Source organism: Sphingopyxis sp. Geo25 (genome assembly GCF_949769135.1).
Classification (GTDB): Bacteria; Pseudomonadota; Alphaproteobacteria; order Sphingomonadales; family Sphingomonadaceae; genus Sphingopyxis.
Genome location: NZ_CATKOZ010000001.1, coordinates 276,532 through 294,877, shown reverse-complemented (window position 1 = coordinate 294,877; position 18,346 = coordinate 276,532). Strand labels below are relative to the sequence as shown.

The following is an 18,346-nucleotide window of genomic DNA, read 5'->3' as shown; positions in this document are numbered from 1 at the left end:
GCCATCATTCAACCATATGGTTGACAATAAAATCCGACTCGCCGATATTAAACCACATGGTTGAACATGATTCGCATAGCCTCGACACGATCTTCCACGCGCTCGGCGATACGACGCGGCGCCAAATGCTCGGCGAACTCGCCGTGGGCGAGCGCACCGTCGGCGAGCTTGCCGAACCTTTCGCGATGTCGCTCGCGGCGGCGTCCAAGCATATCAAGGTGCTCGAGGCGGCGGGGCTGATCCGCCGCGACGTTCGCGGGCGCACCCACGTCTGCAGCCTCGATCCGGCCCCGCTGATGAGCGCCCATCAGTGGCTCGGCATCTATCGCCGCTTCTGGACCGACCGCCTCGACACCCTCGAAGCACTGCTCCGCAATCCGCCGCCCCTACCCGCAGAAAGCCCCTCCCCGGCAAAGAAGGAGAATGACGATGACCGCCACGCTGACCGATGACGCCTATGGCACGCTGACCGAGCCCGCGACGCTGACCCTCCAGCGCCTGCTTCCCGGCCCTATCGAGCGCGTCTGGGCCTATCTCACCGACGGCGAGCTGCGCCGCCAGTGGCTCGCCGCGGGCACGATGGGGGAAAAGGTCGGCGCGCCGGTCGAATTCGTCTGGCGCAACGACGAACTGACCGACCCGCCCGGCGAACGCCCCGAAGGCATGGCCGAAGAGCACCGCATGACGTGCGAGGTCACCGCGATCGACGGCCCGCACATGCTGTCGGTCACGTGGGGCAGCACCGGCGGCGTGACCTTCACCCTCGAAGAACAGGGCGACGAGGTCTTGCTGACCATCGTCCACAGACGGATCGAGGACGTCACCGTCCGCCTGAACGTCAGCGCCGGCTGGCACGCGCATGTCGATCTGCTCGAAGCGCGGCTGCGCGGCGCGACCCCCGCGCCGCATTGGGACAATTGGCTCCGGCTGCGCGCCGACTATGCCGAGCGCTTCACGCGCTGATCCCCCGACCGCGTGTGAAGGGAAGGGGTCGCCCACGCGGCCCCTTCCTTCCCGGTCGATTGGTCAGGCCGCCCATTCCGCGGGGTCGGGCTCCTCGCCGATCAGCGCGAGTCCGTGCGCGATCGAGGTCAGCTCGCCGCCCGACGCGATGCGCTCGGCCCCGAACCGGCGGTCGAAGATCGCGCGGATCGCCGGAATCAGCGACGAACCGCCGGTCAGGAAGATGCGATCGATGGCGCGCGCCTCGACGCCCGCCTTGTCGAGCGCCGCGTCCATCGCGGCCTCGATACGCACCAGGTCGTCGGCGATCCACGCCTCGAAATCGGCGCGGCGTACCGTCGCGCCGATCTCGACGCCGCCGCCGCTGAAGCGGAACTCAGCCTCCTCACTGCCCGAAAGCGCGCGCTTGGCCTTGCCCACCGCATCATAGAGCGGAAAGCCCTGCTCATGCTCGATCAGCGCGATCATCCGGCCGATCGGCGCGGGTTCGATCGCGTCTCGCTGCAGGCGCTTCAACTCGTCGATCGTGCGGCGGTTGCGCATCATCGCGAGCCGCGACCAGTCGGCGAAGTCGGAGAAATAGCCGCCCGGAATCTCCAGTATCTTGTCGAACGAGCGATAGCGGCCGCCCTTGCCGAGGAGCGGCAGGACAAGCTTGTCGACGATACGCTGGTCGAAGCGGTCGCCGGCGATCGCGACGCCCGACGAGGCGAGCGGGACGCAGCGGCGCGAGCTCCCAGGCGCGGCGATGCGGACAATCGAAAAATCGGTGGTGCCGCCGCCGAAATCGGCGACGAGGATCGTCGCCGGTTCGGTCAGGCGCGAGGCATAGCTGTGCGCCGCGCCGAGCGGTTCGTGGACATAGAAAAGCTCGATGCCGAACTGACCCAGCATCGCATCGTACCGCTGCCGCGCCAGTGCGGGGTCGGCGCGCGCGCCCGCATACTCGACCGGCCGTCCGACGATGACGCGGCGCGGCCGCTGGTCGAGGCGGCCGCCCGCGTGCGCAACGAGCCGTTGGAGGAACAGCCGCCCCATATCCTCGAAGCGGAACGGCTTGCCGAAGATCGTCGCGCGCTCGAACAGCGGGCTCGCCGCGACGCTCTTGAACGACTGGACGAAACGGCTGTCGAGCGGCGACTGGAGATATTCCGAAATCGCCCATGGCCCCGCCTCGGATGCGATCCCCTGCCACGCGCGCTCCTCTTCCCAGAAGCAGAGCGCCGAGCGGAAGACGGGGCCGGTCGCCTCGTCGCCGGCGAAGTCGACGAGGTGCGATCCGCCCTGCCCGTCGGCGAGCGCGACGACGGTGTTCGTCGTACCAAAGTCGAGGCCGAGCGCGGTCGCCGCCGCATTGCTGTCCATGATCTGTCCTGTGCCGGCCGGTGTGCGAGGGGCGGCGCCTATTGCACAGCACGGCGGGTGGGGCAAGCCGGGCGAGCCCCACCGATTCGTCCCCTCCGACTTGATCCGGGGGTCCACGACCTAATCGCCACGATCGATCCCGGATCAAGCCTGTCCTGAGCCTGTCGAAGGGTCCGCGATGACGAATTCTGGAAAATGGGGCTAGCCCGGTGGTGGCTGAAAGGCCTTCCTTGCGTCCGCAGCGGCAGCCCGGATCGCGCAGCCCTCGGCATGATCGTTGATCAGCCCCATCGCCTGCATGAAGGCGTGCACCGTCGTCGGGCCGACGAATTTCCAGCCGCGTTTCTTCAGATCCTTCGACATCGCGATCGACGCGGGCGAGGTCGAGGCCAGATAGGGAACGTCGCCCACGGGCTCGAAGCTCCAGACATAGGCCGCGAGCGAGCCTTTCTCGCCCATCAGATCCTGCGCGCGGCGAGCGTTGTTGATGACCGCCTCGATCTTGCCGCGATGCCGGACGATCCCGGCATCCTGCAGCAGGCGCTCGACATCGCTTTCGTCGAAATCCGCAACGCGGTCGAAATCGAAACCGGCGAATGCCGCGCGGAAATTCTCGCGCTTCATCAGGATCGTCCGCCAGCTGAGCCCCGACTGGAAACCTTCGAGGCTCAATTTCTCGAACAATCGCCGGTCGTCAGCGACGGGAAATCCCCATTCGCGGTCGTGGTAGGCGATATAATCCTCCGACGCCGCACACCAGCCGCAGCGCGCGATGCCGTCGGAAGGGGTGAAGAGCGTCATAGCCGGCCTCGCATCATATTCACGATATGTTCTCTTATTGAGCCCTGTCGACCGTTTCAAGGAAGAACCGCACTGCGTGTCCGTGTCGGCCGGGGGCAGCCACGCCGCGTGCGATGGTGATGATGGTCGGTTGCGGACATTTACTGCCATTGGCGGCCGTTCCGGCGTCGACGGCCGAAAGCGACCGTTATGTGCCCTTCGCTCCTCCCTGTGGCGCAGCCATGGGGAGGTGGCAGCGCGAAGCGCTGACGGAGGGGCAATACCGCCGCCGTTGCGGCCCCTCCACCGCCGCCTTCGGCGGCGGTCCCCCTCCCCATCGCTGCGCGATAGGGAGGACAAGTCCTTCTTCGTCATCCCGGACTTGATCCGGGATCCACCGCGGCGGCGAAGTCATGGACCCCGGATCAAGTCCGGGGTGACGAATGAGGATCAGCGAACGACCGCTCCCCACCCCACAACCGACAAAAAAAGGGGCCGCCTTACGGCAGCCCCTTCTCGTTCCGTTTGCGGAAAGACTCAGTCCTTCAGGAAGTCGGGCACATGGCCCTGATCTTCCGGACCGTCCTCCGAACGCTCGCGGCGCGGGCCGCGATCACCGCGGTCGCCGCCGTCACGGCGGGGGCCGCGATCGCGGTCACGGCCACCACCGCCACGCGGGCCGCGGTCGCCGCCATCACGGCGCGGACCACGATCGCCGCGGGGGCCGCGGTCTTCGCGGGGTTCGCGCGCCGGGCGGGTGTCTTCCAGCTCTTCGCCGGTTTCCTGATCGACGACGCGCATCGACAGACGGACCTTGCCGCGCGGGTCGATCTCGAGGACCTTGACCTTGACGTCCTGGCCTTCGCTCAGGACGTCCGAGACCTTCTCGACGCGCTCGTTCTTGATTTCGCTGACGTGGACGAGACCGTCCTTGCCGCCCATGAAATTCACGAACGCACCGAAATCGACGAGGTTGACGACCTTGCCGTCATAGATCTTGCCGACTTCGGCTTCCTCGACGATGCCGGCGATCCACTTGCGGGCCGCTTCGATCTGGGTGAGGTCGCTCGACGAAATCTTGATCAGACCTTCGTCGTCGATGTCGACCTTGGCGCCCGTGGTCGCGACGATCTCGCGGATCACCTTGCCGCCGGTGCCGATGACGTCGCGGATCTTCGCCTTGTCGATCTGCATCGTTTCGATGCGCGGCGCGTGCGCCGACAATTCGCTGCGGGTTTCGCCGAGCGCCTTGTTCATCTCGCCAAGGATGTGCGCGCGGCCTTCCTTCGCCTGGTTAAGCGCGGCTTCGAAGATCTCGCGCGTGATGCCCGCGATCTTGATGTCCATCTGCATCGTCGTGATGCCTTCGGACGTGCCCGCAACCTTGAAATCCATGTCGCCGAGGTGATCCTCGTCGCCGAGGATGTCCGACAGGATCGCATAATCCTTGCCTTCGAGGATGAGGCCCATCGCGATGCCCGAGACGGGGCGCTTGATCGGCACGCCCGCGTCCATCATCGCGAGGCTGCCGCCACACACCGATGCCATCGACGACGAGCCGTTCGACTCGGTAATGTCGCTGGTCAGGCGGATCGTGTAGGGGAACTCGTCCTTGGTCGGCAGCACGGGGTGCAGCGCACGCCATGCGAGCTTGCCATGACCGACTTCGCGGCGGCCCGGCGCGCCGAAGCGGCCGACTTCACCGACCGAATAGGGCGGGAAGTTATAGTGCAGCATGAAGTGCTGGTACGACAGGCCGTTGAGGCCGTCGATCATCTGCTCCGCGTCCTTGGTGCCCAGCGTCGCCGTGGCGATCGTCTGGGTTTCGCCGCGAGTGAACAGCGCCGAGCCGTGCGCGCGGGGCAGGAAGTGCGTTTCGGCGACGATCGGACGGATCTGCGTCGTCGTGCGGCCGTCGATGCGCTTGCCGTCCTTGAGGATGGCGGTGCGGACGATTTCGGCTTCCAGCTTCTTGGTCAGCTTGATGCCGGCCATGACGTCCTGCGGGCTGAGGCCGTCGGCGGTGAAGCTTTCCTTCGCCTTCGCGCGCGCTTCGTTCAGCGCGTTCGAGCGGGCCGACTTGTCCGTCAGCTTGTAGGCGGCGGCGATGTCCTTGCCGATCAGCTTCTTCAGCTTGTCCTTGAGCGCGGCGTTGTCGTCCGACGCGGCCATTTCCCAAGGTTCCTTGGCAGCCTGCTCGGCGAGCTTGACGATCGCCTTGATGACTTCCTTGCACGCGTCGTGCGCGAACAGGACGGCGCCGAGCATGACCTCTTCCGACAGCTCGTTGGCTTCGGATTCGACCATCATCACAGCGTCATAGGTCGCGGCGACGACCAAATCGAGGTCGCCTTCGGCAACCTGCTCGTCGGTCGGGTTCAGGATATATTCGCCGTTCAGATAGCCGACGCGCGCGGCGCCGATCGGACCCATGAAGGGCACGCCCGAAATGGTGAGCGCAGCCGATGCGGCGACCATCGCGAGGATGTCGGGCTCGTTGTGGCCGTCATAGCTCAGAACCTGGGCGATCGCGTTGATTTCGTTATAGAAACCTTCGGGGAACAGCGGGCGGATCGGACGGTCGATCAGGCGGCTGACCAGCGTTTCCTTTTCGGTCGCGCCGCGCTCGCGCTTGAAGAAGCCGCCCGGGATGCGGCCCGCGGCCGAATATTTTTCCTGATAATGGACGGTGAGCGGGAAGAAGTCCTGCCCCTCCTTCACTGACTTCGCGGCGGTCACCGCGCACAGGACGACCGTTTCGCCCAGCGTCGCCATCACGGCGCCGTCGGCCTGGCGGGCAACCTTGCCCGTTTCGAGAGTCAGCGTTTCACCGCCCCACTCGATCGATACTTTTTTCACGTCAAACATGTGGTTTCCTTCGCCCGCCGGGCCCTATGCCGGGCGGGGCCTCTGATTCCGGGCAATCCGGCCCGGGGCGGTACGGGGCGCTTTGATGCCCCTGTGGCGGTCCCGCCGGATGCGGGAGCGGCCCTGCGATCGCGCGCAAATGCGGGCGACCAATATGACAGCGGCCCCGGAAGTCCGGGGCCGCCCTCGAATTCTTATTTACGAAGACCCAGCTTCGCGATCAGCGCCTGGTAGCGGTCCTCGTCCTTCTTGCGAAGATAGTCGAGAAGGCTGCGGCGCTTGTTGACCATCATCAGCAGCCCGCGGCGGCTGTGGTTGTCCTTGTGGTGCGCCTTGAAATGCTCGGTCAGCGTGTTGATGCGGTCGGTCAGGATCGCGACCTGGACTTCCGGCGAACCGGTATCGCCCTTTGCGCGCGCATTGTCGTTGATGACTTCGGTTTTGCGCTCTGCGGTAATCGACATATTTCTTCCTTCGAACATCGTGTCATATGTTGAAGCCCCGCACGACTTTCAGCGTTCCCGCCAAAGCCTCGATCAGGGCGACCGGCCGACTATCGGCATCGCGTCCCCAATAGAGCCCGTCGTGCGTGCTTTCCCCGGTCCAGACGCGACCCTGACGGATCGCCCCTGCCGCTTCCGGGGAAAGGTTCAGAGCCGGGATGTCGACCAGCCCTGCCTCGAGCGGCAGAATGATATCTGATTGCGCGGCGCCTTGGCCGAAAGCGTTCAATTTGTCCAGCGAAATCGCTTGTCGCAAGTCGAACGGCCCCGCACGCACGCGGCGAAGCATGGTGACATGCCCGACGCTGCCTACCGCCCGCGCGATGTCGCGTGCAAGGCTGCGGATATAGGTGCCCTTCGAGACATGGGCGGTGAGCGTGATGGAGGCGAGCCGCGCCCCTTCTGCTTCGTCACCCCGGACTTGATCCGGGGTCCATTCTTCGGCCGCTGCAATGGATGCCGGATCAAGTCCGGCATGACGAAGGGAGTGAATGGTCACCGCCCGCGCCTTCATCTCGACGTTCTCGCCAGCCCGCGCACGGTCATAGGCCCGCTGCCCGTCGATCTTGATTGCGGAGTAAGCGGGTGGCACCTGCTCGATCGCCCCGGTAAAGCGCGGCAGCACCCCCTCGACCTCGGCGAGCGTCGGCCGCACGTCGCTGGCCGCAACCACCTCGCCTTCGGCATCGAGCCCGGCGGTCTCGGTCCCGAACTGCACGGTGAACTCATAGACCTTGCTGGCATCGAGCATCCGCCCGCACAGCTTCGTCGCCTCGCCGAGCGCGATCGGCAGCACCCCCGACGCCAGCGGGTCGAGCGTGCCGCCATGGCCGACCTTGACCTTGCCCAGCCCCGCCTCGCGGCAGACCCGCTTAACCGCGGCGACCGCCTGCGTCGAACCGAGCCCCACGGGTTTGTCGAGAATGATCCAGCCGTTCATCCTGCGCGCCCTGCTGGCGCGCGGCGCGCTTGTCAATTTGCCTCGGCGGCTTTCGTCGCCTTTGCGGCTTCCGCGGTCGCTTTCCGTTCGGCCTTGGTCGGCGGCGGCGCGGAGGTCACGAAGGAGATGAGCTGGCAGCGCTGGCGACCGACGAGAATTGCCGCGAACTTGTCGAGCTGCCCCGTGCCGCGATTGTCGATGCCGATGCCGTGCGCGAAATCCAGGTCGCGGCAGATCGTCGCGAACTTGCCGTAATACCAGTCGCGATGGCGGGTCTGAATCCAGATGCCGTCCTCGCCATCGGCTTCCCACGTCTTGATCGTTGCATCGTTCGGAAAGGCGATGCTCGATTCGACGTCGAGCGGGCGCGGCTCGTCAGCGGACTTGGCAAGCACGGGCGAAGCGGCGGGGAGGAGCAGGACGGCGGCGAGCGCGATGGAGAGCAGTTTTTTCATGTCCGGGTCTTTCGATTCACGAATCCCTGCCCTGCACGGTCCCATAGCAAGTCGACCCTGAACCCGGGCTGACCCTTCAGAGGCTCATGCGCGCGCCCTCCATTCGTCCGCAAGCAGCGACCACAGCCCGGTATCGCGAACATGGCCCGTCCAAGTGATGCGTTCGGCGCGCAGCACCCCCTCCTTGGTGCAGCCGAGCTTCGCGACGGCAGCCTGGGACCGCTTGTTGCGTTCGTCGATGCGAAACTCGATGCGGCGGATGCCGACGGCAAAGGCATGATCGATCATCAAGCGTTTGAGCCGTCCGTTGAACCCCGTGCCGCGTGCGTCGGGATGGATATAGCTGTTGCCGACCTCGATCGTCTGCGCCGTCCAGTCGGGACGCAGCCAGGCGGTCATTCCGACGAGCCGGTCGCCGCCGAAAATCGCATAGGGCATCCGGCTTTCGTGTCCGATCAGCGCCGCGAAGCTCGCATCGAAATGCTCGGGATCGAAGCTCGACGAATAGATCGGCCAGATGTCGGGGTCGGCCGCGCAGGCGGCGCGCAGCGCCTCGCGGTGCGGCTCGGCCAGCTTGACGAGACGCAGGTCGCCGTCACCGAGTTCGATATAGAGCGCGTTACGCATCGGCGACTACCGCGGTTGGCACGCTTGCCGCCTCGCGGCGCTTCTCCATGAAGTGGCGGCGGCACATGGCGACATAGCGGTCGTTGCCGCCGATCTCGGTCTGCGCGCCCTCGACGACCGCGCGGCCGCTTTCGTCGACGCGGAGGTTCATTGTCGCCTTGCGCCCGCATTCGCAAACGGCCTTCAACTCGACGAGCGCGTCGGCAAGGCCCAGCAGGGCCGCCGATCCCGGAAACAGGTTCGCGGCGAAGTCGGTGCGCAGCCCATAGCAAAGCACCGGAATGTTCATCTCGTCGGCCAGCCGCGCGAGCCCGAGCACCTGATCGCGCGACAGAAATTGCGCCTCGTCGACGAGAACACATGCCAGCGGCCGCTCCAGATTCTCGGCGCTGACCGCAGCGAACAGGTCGCTTTCGGGGTCGAACTTATGCGCCTCGGCGAGCAGGCCGATGCGGCTGGTGATCTGACCCGCGCCATAGCGGTCGTCGAGCGCCGCGGTCCACAGCATCGTCTCCATCCCGCGCTCGCGATAGTTGAAGTCCGCCTGCAGCAGCGTCGTCGATTTGCCGGCGTTCATGCTGGCATAATAGAAATAGAGCTTGGCCATGTCCGCTGCGATACCGCCTTGGTGGCGGCGCGCAACGGGAATCAGCCGGCGCCGAGCAGCGCGCGGAACCGGCCCGGCTGGGGCAGCAGATCGGCGAGCGTATAATCGTCGAGATAGCGGACGAAGGCGCCGAGCGCGCCGCCGAGGACGCCCTGCAATCCGCACGCGCCGCGTACCGGGCAGGTCGAGGTCGCCGGATCCATGCACTCGACGAACGTGTCGAGATTTTCGAACTGGCGGACGACGGTTCCGACGTTGATCTCGCCGGCGTCCTGCGCGAGCCGCATCCCGCCACCGCGCCCGCGCTGGGTCGCGACATAGCCGAGCCCCTGCAGTCGCTGCGCAACCTTCGCAAGATGGTTGCGGGAGACACCATAGCGCCCCGCAATCTCGTCGACCGACATCTGCTCGCCCGTGGCGCCAAGCGCCATCAGGATGCGCAGGGCATAATCGCTATGAAGGCTCAATCGCATAAAATATGTATATCAGATATTGATTTTATCCTCAACCACGAATAAAAGGTATTTCAGATACCAATTATTGAGTCGAAGCCATGAACAGGACCGTCACCGCCCACCCCCATGCGATCGCCGCGCGCGCGGGCCGTCAGGCCGAAGCCGCGGCGATGGGCATCGATGCGGACTTCATCGCTGCGCTCATCGACCGCTTCTATGCTGCCGTCCGCGTCGACGCCGACCTGGGACCGATCTTCGGCGAACGCGTCGACGACTGGCCCGCGCATCTGGGACAGATGAACCGCTTCTGGCAGTCGATTCTGCTCGGCGCCGGGACGTTCTCCGGCAATCCGATGATGAAGCATCTCGCGATCCCGACGCTCGGTCAGCCGCATTTTGAGCGCTGGCTCGCGCTCTTTTACGGAACACTGAACGAGATCGCGCCGACGCCGGCGGCGCGGGACCATGTCGGGGCGAAGGCACGCATGATCGCCGAAAGCCTCCTCACCGGCATCAGCGTTCATCGCGACCGCGATGAGGCCTTTTCCAGCAAAGTGGAGCTTCCCCATGTTTGACCATCTGACGTCCGACCACGACAAAGCCGCCATCCATCTGCCGAACGATCCGTATGAGGTTCACGGAATGCAGGCGGGCTTCCAGCTTCCCCGCACAATCTGGCGCGCGATGTTCGCGCTCTATGGCGTCTTCTTCGTCGGCATCGCGGCGGCGACCGGGCGCGATACCGCGACGGTCTTCATGCTCGTGATATCGCTGCTCTATGCGCTGATGTATTTCGTCACCGCGGGTATCCTACACGCGCAGAAAGGCGAGGAACATGCCTCGCCCCTCGACCGCAGCGACGGCGTGCTGCAGACCTGGACCGGGCCGATGGACCGCCACACGGTCGCAGCGCAGATCCTCGCGGTGCCGGCGGGCTTCGCCTTCCTTGGCGTCACTTTCTTCCTGATCCGTACGACTGCGGGCTTCTGATATGGCGCCGCAGATCGTCCAGCGCGGCCCCGATCTTCCAGCACAGGCCAGGCCCTACCGGACCATCGGCCCGTTCGATGCTGACAGCATCCCCGCGGGCCTCCTGCTGCAACACGAGCTGAAGGCTGGCGTCTGGGGCCTGTTGTCGGTCGAGGAAGGAAATATCCGTTTCTGCTGGGACGACCAACGGGGCGGCGAACGCCTCCTGTCGGCGGGCGAGACGATATTGATCCCGCCCGCCGCGCCGCATCATCTCGAACGCGAGGGTCCGGTCATCATCGCCCTCACCTTCTGTACCATTCCGGAAAATCGCCGCCGCTTGACTCGCTCACCGCCGCTGCCATGCTGCGCAACATAAAGTCGCAGCATGACATTGGGGAGAGCGACCATGCGGCTGATGCCGATAAGCGACGCGATGTTTCTGGTCGCTGAGACGCGCGAAACCCCCATGCATGTCGGCGGCGTCAATCTCTATACTTTGCCCGACAAGGTCGACGAGACCGAATGGCTCGACGAAATGCTCGCGCTGCTGCGCCAGTCCGAAGGGCTGCGGCGGCCGTTCAGCGAGGTGCTGAAGCTCACCCCGCTCGGCCAGTACGGTCCGATCCGGCTGGTCCCCGACAGGGACATCGACATGCATTACCATGTCCGTGCGGCGGCGCTCCCCAAACCGGGGCGCTACCGCGAGATGTTCGAACTCGCCTCGCGCCTCCACGGCACCTTGCTCGACCGCACTCGGCCCTTGTGGGAAATCACCCTGATCTCGGGGCTCCCCAATCGCCAGATCGCGACCTATTTCAAGATCCACCACGCCTTCATGGACGGCGCCAGCTCGATGCATTTCACCAATGCGATGCTGAGCAACGACAAGACCTACAAGCCCACCGCGTCGCCGATGTCGGTCGAGGTCTATGAGGCGTATAAGCGCAAATTCCCGACCGCGCGAAAGGCGCCGACTCCCAGCATCACCGATCTCAAGGCGATCGGCGCCTTTCTGAAAGAGCAATGGGGCAACAGCATCGGGGTGACCAAGGCTCTCAACCAATATGCTGCAGCGATGTTCGGGCTGGGCGGCGGCGACCTTACGACCCCGTGGGGCGGCCTGCCGCGCACGAGCTTCAACCGCAACATCACCGGCGCGCGGCGTTTCGTCGCGCAAAGCTGGTCGCTCGAACGCGTGCGCGCGATGGGCAAGGCGTATGACGGCACGATCAACGACGCGGTGCTCGCGATGTGTTCGGGCGCGATGCGCAAATATCTGCAATCGCTGAACGAGCTGCCCGACAAGCCATTGAAAGCCATGGCGCCGGTGTCGATCCGCGCCAAGGACGATATCGATTCGGGCAATTCGGTCGCGGCGGTGACCGCCAATCTCGCGACCCATATCGACGATCCGGCCGAGCGGATGCGGACGATCCAGGCGTCGATGAACGCCGCCAAGGCGCAGCTGCGCGAGATGACCGCGCAGCAGATCCAGATCTATACCGCGATCACCCAGATGCCGCAGATGCTGACCGCGCTGACGCGCACCGCGGACAAATTTCCGGCCTATTCGGTGACGATCTCGAACGTCCCCGGCCCGCGCGAGCAACTTTACTGGAACGGCGCGCGGCTCGACGGCATGTATCCCGCGAGCATCCCCGTCGACGGCATGGCGATGAACATCACGCAGGTCAGCAACAACAAGAATATCGACTTCGGCATCACCGCCTGCCGCCGCAGCGTGCCGCATGTCCAGCGACTGATCGACTATCTGGAAGACGCGCTGGTCGAGCTCGAGGAAGCGGCGGGGATCAAGGGGAAGTAACGCCTCAGGCGTCTTCGCCCTCACCGCTCTCAAGATCGCGCGCGACTTTCGGATCGCGCAGCAATTTGTCGATGTGGCTCGCCTCGTCGAAACTTTCGTCGGGCAGGAATTTCAGCTTCGCCGCATATTTCATCCGCACCTTCGACGCGACGGTCTTCTGGAGATAGGCCGTATTGGTGCGCAGCGCCTTGATCACCGCTTCCTCGCCTTTGCCGAGCAACGGTTTCACAAAGACCGTCGCGTGGCGCAGGTCGGGCGACATGCGCACTTCGGTGATGCTCACCGGATGCTTCGCGAGCACATCGTCGTGCACGTCGCCGCGCGCGAGGATTTCGCTCAACACATGGCGCACCTGTTCGCCCACGCGCAGAACGCGGACCGAGGGGCCGGACGGGGTTTCGTTGTGACGCATCGATCAATTCCTGCTGCACCCCCGCCGCCGGCGTGAGTGCAGCAACGGGATAATTACAGCGTACGTTCGCGCAGCTCGACCTCGAAGACTTCGAGATTGTCGCCCGGCTTGATGTCGTTGGTGTCCGCCAGCACGACACCGCATTCGAGGCCGGCGCGCACTTCGGCGACGTCGTCCTTGAAGCGGCGCAGCGAGGCGATCGTCGTTGCCGAGACGATGACATCGTCGCGCGTAAGGCGTGCGTGCAGCCCCTTGCGGATGACGCCTTCGAGCACCAGCAGGCCCGCGGCCTTGTCGCGCTTGCCGGCCGGGAAGACGTCCTTGACCTCGGCGCGGCCGACGACATTCTCGATCCGCTCCGGACCCAGCTCACCGGCCATCTCCTTCGCCACTTCGGCGGTCAGGTGATAGATGACGTCATAATACATGAAGCGTACTTTTTCGCGGTTCGCGATCTCGCGCGCCTTGGCATTCGGGCGGACGTTGAAGCCGATGATCGGCGCGCCGGTGGCCGCCGCCAGCGTCACATCGCTCTCGGTAATCGCGCCGGCGCCCGACTGGAGTACGCGGACCCGGATCTCGTCGGTCGACAGGCGGTTGAGCGCATTGACGATGGCCTCGACCGAGCCCTGCACGTCGCCCTTGATGACCACCGGATATTCGATGACCTTCGCCTTGTCGGCGAGGGCCGAGAACATGCCCTCGAGGCTGACCGGCGCCTGCGCGGTACGCTTCTTGAGCGCTTCGCTCTGACGATAGGCTGCGACTTCGCGTGCGCGCGCCTCATTCTCGACGACGGTCAGCGTATCGCCCGCCATCGGTACGCCGCCGAGGCCGAGGACCTCGACCGGCATCGACGGACCGGCTTCCTTGATCTGCTGACCCTTGTCGTTAACGAGCGCACGGACGCGGCCGCTTTCGGCGCCGCAGACGAAGATGTCGCCGACCTTCAGCGTGCCGCGGCGGATCAGGATCGTCGCGACGGGGCCGCGGCCCTTGTCGAGCTTCGCCTCGACCACCGTGCCTTCGGCGGGGCGGTCGGGGTTCGCCTTCAGTTCCATGATTTCGGCCTGCAGCGCGATCGCATCGAGCAGCTTGTCGAGGCCGGTCTTCTTCAGCGCCGATACTTCGACATTCTGCACGTCGCCGCCCATTTCCTCGACCACCAGCTCGTGTTCGAGCAGGCGTTCGCGGACGCGCTGCGGGTTCGCGCCTTCCTTGTCGACCTTGTTGATCGCGACGATGATCGGCACGCCGGCCGCCTTCGCATGGTTGATCGCCTCGATCGACTGCGGCTTCAGCCCGTCATCGGCCGCGACCACCAGGATCACGATGTCGGTGACGTTGGCGCCGCGCTGGCGCATCTCGGTAAAGGCTTCGTGGCCCGGCGTATCGAGGAAGGTGACGAGCGATCCGTCGGGGGTCTTCACCTGATAGGCGCCGATATGCTGGGTGATGCCGCCGGCCTCGCCCGCCTGCACATTCGCACCGCGCAGCGCGTCGAGCAGCGACGTCTTGCCGTGGTCGACGTGACCCATGATCGTCACGACCGGGGGGCGCGGCTTCAGCTGCGCGGCGTCGTCGACGTCCTCGTCATGACGGATGTCGACGTCGGCTTCGCTCACACGCTTGATCTCGTGCCCGAATTCGGTGACGAGCAGCTCGGCGGTGTCCTGGTCGATCGACTGGTTGACCGTTACCGGCATGCCCATCTTGAACAGCGCCTTTACCAGATCCGCGCCCTTTTCGGCCATACGGTTGGCGAGCTCCTGCACCGTGATGCTGTCGGGCACGACGACTTCGCGGACCTGCTTCTCCCGCGGGCCCGACGAAATCATGTGCGAACGCTTTTCCTTCTCGCGGGCGCGCTTCAGCGCCGCGAGGCTGCGCGCGCGCGCGCCTTCATCGTCGTTGAGCGCGCGCGAGACGGTGAGCTTGCCCGACTGGCGACGGTTGTCGGTCGCGCGGCCCGACTTGGGCTCGGGACGCTTGGGCTCGGGGCGCTTCGGCGCCTCGACCGGCGTGAAGCGGCGCGGTGCCGGTGTGGCGGTCGCGGCAGGCGTCGTGCGCGGCGCGTCCTCGCCCGCTTCCTTGGCAGCGGGGGCTTCGGCAGCAGCCGGCGCTTCGGGCGCAGCGGTCGGCCCCGAAGCCGGCGCGGCTTCGACGGTCTTCGCCTTCTCTTCGCGCGCCTCGGCACGCGCCTTTTCCTCTTCGGCGGCGCGCGCGCGCTCGGCCTCTTCGCGGCGGCGGTTTTCCTCGAGCGCCTGCATCCGCGCTTCCTCGGCCTCGCGGAGCAGCTGCGCCTGGCGTTCCTGGCGCGACATCAGGCTGTCCGCGGCGGGCTTGGGCGCGGCAGGCTTCGCGGCGACCGGGGCGGTCGCGGGGGCCGGAGCGGGCGCGGGTGCGGCCTTGACCTCTTCAACCTCGGGCGCGGGCGCGGCTTCGCCGGGGCGACCGAGCACGCGGCGGCGCTTCACCTCGACCACCACCGTGTTGCGGCGACCGTGGCTGAATTGCTGCTGCACCTGGCCGGCCTCGACCGTCCGCTTCAGCCCCAGCGGCTTGCGGGTAAGGGTCGGCTTGTCCTGTTCGTCGCTCATCTAAACTTCTTATTCCTTCAATACGCGTCCGAAGCATCGGAATCCTTATCGGAATCCGTGGACGCCGTCCCATTACCCGCCGTGCGGGGATTCGTGCTCGAAACGCGGTCGGCCGCGTCCCTACTCCATCCGGTGAAAAACTGCCAGCGGCTCAAATGCGCCAGCAACCGGTCAGCGGCACGGGCGTCGATGACAGCCAGATGGACCGCATTTTCTCGCCCCAATGCCATAGATAGGGTGGCCCGGTCCACTGGCAAGATCATCCCTTCGCGGCCGGAACCCTCGTCGTCCTCGCCGACACGCCATGCCTGGGCGAGTTTCTTGCGACCGTCCTCGCCCGCATCACTGGCATGAAGCAGCAGGCGAACCTGCCCGCGCCGCGCCGCCTGCTCGATCTTTTCATTGCCCGAAATCAGGGTTCCGGAGCGCGATTCGAGCCCGAGCCGGTCAAGCGTCGCGCGCTGGAGCTGCGCCTCGATGCGCGCACCGAGATCGTCGGGGATCGTGATAGCCCCCTCGTGCAGCGCGCGCGCGAGCCCGCCCTTGAGCTTGCCCTTCGCCTGCGCGGCTTCGAGTTCGGAGCGCGTCACGCCGATCCACCCCCCGCGCCCCGGCGCCTTGCCGAGAACATCGGGCGCAATCGTGCCGTCGGGCCCGAGCGCAAGGCGCACGAGCCGTTCGGCCGGCGCCACTTCGCCGGTCACCACGCAGCGCCGCTCGGGCACATGCTTCCCGCGCTTGCCCGCGCGGCCGGTTTCACTCAGCTTATCATTGCGCGGGGTCCGCATCGGCGGCCTCCCCGGTTGCCGGTTCGTCTTCGAACCAGTGCGCACGTGCCGCCATGATGATCTCGTTGCCCTGCTCTTCGCTGAGGCCATATTCGCCGAGCACGCCGCCCTTGTCCTCGGGGCGTTCGCGCGCCGGGCCGCGGCGGTTGTCCTGCCGCTTCTTGGCGATCAGCTCGTCGGTCGCGAGGTCCGCGAGGTCGTCGAGCGTCTTGATTCCTGCCTTGCCGAGCGTGACCAGCATCGCTTCGGTCAGGTGCGGCAGTTCGGCAAGTTCGTCCTCGACGCCCATGCCGCGGCGTTCCTGACGGGCGGCCTCTTCGCGGCGTTCGAGCGCTTCGGTCGCGCGGCTCTGCAGTTCCTGCGCCAGTTCCTCGTCGAAGCCCTCGATGCCGGCCAGTTCGTCGAGCGGAACATAAGCGACTTCTTCGAGCTCGCCGAAGCCTTCGGCGACGAGGAGCTGCGCGAGCGTTTCGTCGACGTCGAGCTCTTCCTGGAACATCGTCGAGCGTTCGACGAATTCGCGTTGGCGCTTCTCGCTCGCGTCGGCCTCGGTCATGATGTCGATCTGGCTGCCGGTCAGCTGGCTGGCAAGACGGACATTCTGGCCGCGGCGGCCGATGGCGAGGCTCAGCTGGTCGTCGGGAACGACGACTTCGATGCGGCCGTCATCTTCGTCGATGACGACGCGCTGCACCGTCGCGGGCTGAAGCGCGTTGACGACGAAGGTCGCGGTGTCTTCCGACCAGGGGATGATGTCGATCTTTTCGCCCTGCATTTCCTGCACGACCGCCTGCACGCGGCTGCCCTTCATGCCGACGCAGGCGCCGACCGGATCGATCGAGCCGTCATAGCTGATCACGCCGATCTTCGCGCGCGAGCCGGGGTCCCGGGCCGCGGCCTTGATCTCGATGATGCCGTCATAGATTTCGGGCACTTCCTGCGCGAACAGCTTCTTCATGAACTCGGGATGCGCGCGGCTCAGGAAAATCTGCGGGCCGCGGTTCTCGCGGCGCACCGACAGGATGATCGCGCGGACGCGGTCGCCGACGCGCATCAGTTCGCGGGGGATCTGCTGGTCGCGGCGGATCACGCCCTCGGCGCGGCCCAGATTGACGACGATGTGGCCGAACTCGACCGACTTGACGACGCCGGTGATGATCTCGTTGGCGCGGTCCTTGAATTCTTCATACTGGCGCTCGCGATCGGCTTCGCGGACCTTCTGGAAGATCACCTGCTTCGCCGACTGCGCGTCGATGCGGCCAAGGTCGACCGCGGGCAGCGGGTCGACGATGAAGTCGCCGATCTTCGCGTCCTTCTGCAGCTTCTGCGCGGCAGCAAGATCGACCTGCTTGAAATAATCCTCGACGGTCTCGACGACCTCGACGACGCGCCACAGGCGAAGGTCGCCGGTCTGCGGGTCGAGCTTGGCACGGATATCGTTCTCGGCGCCGTAGCGGGCGCGCGCGGCGCGCTGGATCGCTTCCTCGATGGCCTCGATGACGATGCCCTTGTCGATCATCTTCTCGCTGGCGACGCTGTTGGCAATCGCGAGCAGCTCGGCCTTGTTGGCGGAAATGGCAGTGGCCATCAGTCCTGTCCTTCTTCTTCCATTTCATCCGCGCCCTCGATCGAGAGCGGGACGGTTGCGGCAATCAATTTGTCGGTGAGGACCAGCTTCGCCGTGTCGATCGCATCGAACGGCAGCTTGTGCTCCACCCCTTCCTTATCCGAAATCGTGACGGTATCGCCGTCGATGCCGACCAGCTCGCCGTTGAAGCGCTGGCGGCCGTTCAGCTTTTCCTTGAGCGCGACCTTCGCCTCGTGCCCTGCCCAGTCGGCGAAGTCGGCGCGGCGCGTCAGCGGCCGGTCGATGCCCGGCGACGACACTTCGAGACGATAGGCGACCTCGATCGGGTCTTTCCCTGCCTCTTCGAGCGCGTCGAGCCGGTCGGAGATGCGGCGCGACAAATCGGCGCAATCGTCGATCGTCAGCTGACGCGTGTCGGGCCGCTCGGCCATCACCTGAAGCGTCGGATCGCTTGTCCCGCCGAAGAAAGCGACGCGCACGAGCGCAAGGCCCATCGCCTCGGCTTCGGGCGCGATGATCGCGTTGAGGACGTCGAAGTCGACCAAGTCTGTTTCCCAAATCGGCTGACCGGAAAACCATGCAGGAAAAGCCGCCGCGG

General features: G+C 65.6%; 20 protein-coding genes. 6 read left to right on the top strand and 14 right to left on the bottom strand.

The window, feature by feature from the left end; genetic code table 11:
* Positions 1–56: 56 nt before the first annotated feature.
* Both QOL68_RS01460 and QOL68_RS01455 read left to right on the top strand, forming a co-directional pair.
* Entirely contained in the window at positions 57–452 is a 396-nt protein-coding gene (locus QOL68_RS01460; RefSeq protein ID WP_197410093.1) for an ArsR/SmtB family transcription factor, read from the top strand.
* Positions 430–963, top strand: coding sequence for an SRPBCC family protein (locus QOL68_RS01455; RefSeq protein ID WP_282946285.1), 534 nt, complete (start codon positions 430–432; stop codon positions 961–963). Before QOL68_RS01460 ends, QOL68_RS01455 begins: the two co-directional genes overlap by 23 nt.
* 63 nt (positions 964–1,026) lie before the next feature.
* On the opposite strand, the gene QOL68_RS01450 is transcribed toward QOL68_RS01455, so the two are convergent.
* The 9 genes from QOL68_RS01450 to QOL68_RS01410 all read right to left on the bottom strand — a co-directional run bounded on the left by QOL68_RS01450 (position 1,027) and on the right by QOL68_RS01410 (position 9,581).
* A complete protein-coding gene (locus tag QOL68_RS01450; protein ID WP_282946283.1) occupies positions 1,027–2,328 on the bottom strand; it encodes an Hsp70 family protein in 1,302 nt (433 codons plus the stop codon).
* A 201-nt stretch (positions 2,329–2,529) separates the two neighbouring features.
* Positions 2,530–3,129: a DNA-3-methyladenine glycosylase I gene (locus QOL68_RS01445; protein ID WP_282946281.1), complete on the bottom strand. Its 600-nt coding sequence runs from the start codon at positions 3,127–3,129 to the stop codon at positions 2,530–2,532.
* Between the two features lie 516 nt (positions 3,130–3,645).
* Complete coding sequence (pnp, locus tag QOL68_RS01440; RefSeq protein ID WP_282946279.1) at positions 3,646–5,976, bottom strand: polyribonucleotide nucleotidyltransferase; 2,331 nt, start codon at positions 5,974–5,976, stop codon at positions 3,646–3,648.
* A 194-nt stretch (positions 5,977–6,170) separates the two neighbouring features.
* The gene (rpsO, locus tag QOL68_RS01435; protein WP_058455698.1) at positions 6,171–6,440 is read right to left on the bottom strand and encodes a 30S ribosomal protein S15; all 270 of its coding nucleotides are present in this window, start codon (positions 6,438–6,440) and stop codon (positions 6,171–6,173) included.
* Positions 6,441–6,462: 22 nt separating this feature from the next.
* The gene (truB, locus tag QOL68_RS01430; RefSeq protein ID WP_282946275.1) at positions 6,463–7,419 is read right to left on the bottom strand and encodes a tRNA pseudouridine(55) synthase TruB; all 957 of its coding nucleotides are present in this window, start codon (positions 7,417–7,419) and stop codon (positions 6,463–6,465) included.
* Between the two features lie 32 nt (positions 7,420–7,451).
* Positions 7,452–7,874 (bottom strand): DUF6491 family protein, encoded by a 423-nt coding sequence (locus QOL68_RS01425; protein ID WP_282946273.1) that lies wholly within the window; start codon positions 7,872–7,874, stop codon positions 7,452–7,454.
* Between the two features lie 84 nt (positions 7,875–7,958).
* Positions 7,959–8,501: a GNAT family N-acetyltransferase gene (locus tag QOL68_RS01420; RefSeq protein ID WP_058455696.1), complete on the bottom strand. Its 543-nt coding sequence runs from the start codon at positions 8,499–8,501 to the stop codon at positions 7,959–7,961.
* Positions 8,494–9,108 (bottom strand): thymidine kinase, encoded by a 615-nt coding sequence (locus QOL68_RS01415; RefSeq protein ID WP_058455695.1) that lies wholly within the window; start codon positions 9,106–9,108, stop codon positions 8,494–8,496. Before QOL68_RS01415 ends, QOL68_RS01420 begins: the two co-directional genes overlap by 8 nt.
* A 41-nt stretch (positions 9,109–9,149) precedes the next feature.
* Positions 9,150–9,581, bottom strand: a complete 432-nt coding sequence (locus tag QOL68_RS01410; RefSeq protein WP_058455694.1) for an RrF2 family transcriptional regulator — start codon at positions 9,579–9,581, stop codon at positions 9,150–9,152.
* Between the two features lie 80 nt (positions 9,582–9,661).
* On the opposite strand from QOL68_RS01410, the gene QOL68_RS01405 reads away from it, so the two are divergent.
* Genes QOL68_RS01405 through QOL68_RS01390 form a run of 4 tightly spaced genes read left to right on the top strand, consistent with a single transcriptional unit; the run spans position 9,662 to position 12,360 of the window.
* Positions 9,662–10,138 carry a group III truncated hemoglobin gene (locus QOL68_RS01405; RefSeq protein WP_282946268.1) on the top strand — a complete coding sequence of 159 codons (477 nt, stop codon included), beginning with the start codon at positions 9,662–9,664 and terminating at the stop codon, positions 10,136–10,138.
* Complete coding sequence (locus QOL68_RS01400; RefSeq protein ID WP_282946266.1) at positions 10,131–10,553, top strand: hypothetical protein; 423 nt, start codon at positions 10,131–10,133, stop codon at positions 10,551–10,553. Before QOL68_RS01405 ends, QOL68_RS01400 begins: the two co-directional genes overlap by 8 nt.
* A gap of 1 nt (position 10,554) precedes the next feature.
* Entirely contained in the window at positions 10,555–10,911 is a 357-nt protein-coding gene (locus QOL68_RS01395; protein ID WP_282946264.1) for a TehB-like domain-containing protein, read from the top strand.
* A 30-nt stretch (positions 10,912–10,941) separates the two neighbouring features.
* Positions 10,942–12,360 carry a WS/DGAT/MGAT family O-acyltransferase gene (locus tag QOL68_RS01390; protein WP_282946262.1) on the top strand — a complete coding sequence of 473 codons (1,419 nt, stop codon included), beginning with the start codon at positions 10,942–10,944 and terminating at the stop codon, positions 12,358–12,360.
* Positions 12,361–12,364: 4 nt separating this feature from the next.
* Here the strand turns inward: QOL68_RS01390 and rbfA are convergent, their stop codons facing one another.
* From rbfA to rimP, 5 genes are read right to left on the bottom strand one after another with little or no spacing between them, the layout of a single operon-like run.
* The gene (gene rbfA, locus QOL68_RS01385) at positions 12,365–12,772 is read right to left on the bottom strand and encodes a 30S ribosome-binding factor RbfA (protein WP_282946260.1); all 408 of its coding nucleotides are present in this window, start codon (positions 12,770–12,772) and stop codon (positions 12,365–12,367) included.
* Between the two features lie 53 nt (positions 12,773–12,825).
* The gene (gene infB, locus QOL68_RS01380) at positions 12,826–15,372 is read right to left on the bottom strand and encodes a translation initiation factor IF-2 (protein ID WP_282946258.1); all 2,547 of its coding nucleotides are present in this window, start codon (positions 15,370–15,372) and stop codon (positions 12,826–12,828) included.
* A 17-nt stretch (positions 15,373–15,389) separates the two neighbouring features.
* A complete protein-coding gene (locus tag QOL68_RS01375; RefSeq protein WP_282946257.1) occupies positions 15,390–16,160 on the bottom strand; it encodes a DUF448 domain-containing protein in 771 nt (256 codons plus the stop codon).
* Entirely contained in the window at positions 16,141–17,748 is a 1,608-nt protein-coding gene (nusA, locus tag QOL68_RS01370) for a transcription termination factor NusA (protein ID WP_282946256.1), read from the bottom strand. Before nusA ends, QOL68_RS01375 begins: the two co-directional genes overlap by 20 nt.
* Complete coding sequence (gene rimP, locus QOL68_RS01365; protein WP_058455685.1) at positions 17,748–18,293, bottom strand: ribosome maturation protein RimP; 546 nt, start codon at positions 18,291–18,293, stop codon at positions 17,748–17,750. Before rimP ends, nusA begins: the two co-directional genes overlap by 1 nt.
* Between the last annotated feature and the right edge of the window lie 53 nt (positions 18,294–18,346).

Excerpts from the sequence above, each read along its gene's own strand:
- QOL68_RS01405 (WP_282946268.1), top strand. The coding sequence starts at position 9,662 with ATGAACAGGACCGTCACCGCCCACCCCCATGCGATCGCCGCGCGCGCG.
- pnp (WP_282946279.1), bottom strand. The coding sequence starts at position 5,976 with ATGTTTGACGTGAAAAAAGTATCGATCGAGTGGGGCGGTGAAACGCTG.
- rpsO (WP_058455698.1), bottom strand. The coding sequence starts at position 6,440 with ATGTCGATTACCGCAGAGCGCAAAACCGAAGTCATCAACGACAATGCG.
- truB (WP_282946275.1), bottom strand. The coding sequence starts at position 7,419 with ATGAACGGCTGGATCATTCTCGACAAACCCGTGGGGCTCGGTTCGACG.
- QOL68_RS01455 (WP_282946285.1), top strand. The coding sequence starts at position 430 with ATGACCGCCACGCTGACCGATGACGCCTATGGCACGCTGACCGAGCCC.
- QOL68_RS01415 (WP_058455695.1), bottom strand. The coding sequence starts at position 9,108 with ATGGCCAAGCTCTATTTCTATTATGCCAGCATGAACGCCGGCAAATCG.
- QOL68_RS01425 (WP_282946273.1), bottom strand. The coding sequence starts at position 7,874 with ATGAAAAAACTGCTCTCCATCGCGCTCGCCGCCGTCCTGCTCCTCCCC.
- infB (WP_282946258.1), bottom strand. The coding sequence starts at position 15,372 with ATGAGCGACGAACAGGACAAGCCGACCCTTACCCGCAAGCCGCTGGGG.
- rbfA (WP_282946260.1), bottom strand. The coding sequence starts at position 12,772 with ATGCGTCACAACGAAACCCCGTCCGGCCCCTCGGTCCGCGTTCTGCGC.
- QOL68_RS01395 (WP_282946264.1), top strand. The coding sequence starts at position 10,555 with ATGGCGCCGCAGATCGTCCAGCGCGGCCCCGATCTTCCAGCACAGGCC.
- QOL68_RS01450 (WP_282946283.1), bottom strand. The coding sequence starts at position 2,328 with ATGGACAGCAATGCGGCGGCGACCGCGCTCGGCCTCGACTTTGGTACG.
- QOL68_RS01400 (WP_282946266.1), top strand. The coding sequence starts at position 10,131 with ATGTTTGACCATCTGACGTCCGACCACGACAAAGCCGCCATCCATCTG.
- QOL68_RS01460 (WP_197410093.1), top strand. The coding sequence starts at position 57 with ATGGTTGAACATGATTCGCATAGCCTCGACACGATCTTCCACGCGCTC.
- QOL68_RS01390 (WP_282946262.1), top strand. The coding sequence starts at position 10,942 with ATGCGGCTGATGCCGATAAGCGACGCGATGTTTCTGGTCGCTGAGACG.
- QOL68_RS01410 (WP_058455694.1), bottom strand. The coding sequence starts at position 9,581 with ATGCGATTGAGCCTTCATAGCGATTATGCCCTGCGCATCCTGATGGCG.
- QOL68_RS01375 (WP_282946257.1), bottom strand. The coding sequence starts at position 16,160 with ATGCGGACCCCGCGCAATGATAAGCTGAGTGAAACCGGCCGCGCGGGC.
- QOL68_RS01420 (WP_058455696.1), bottom strand. The coding sequence starts at position 8,501 with ATGCGTAACGCGCTCTATATCGAACTCGGTGACGGCGACCTGCGTCTC.
- nusA (WP_282946256.1), bottom strand. The coding sequence starts at position 17,748 with ATGGCCACTGCCATTTCCGCCAACAAGGCCGAGCTGCTCGCGATTGCC.
- QOL68_RS01445 (WP_282946281.1), bottom strand. The coding sequence starts at position 3,129 with ATGACGCTCTTCACCCCTTCCGACGGCATCGCGCGCTGCGGCTGGTGT.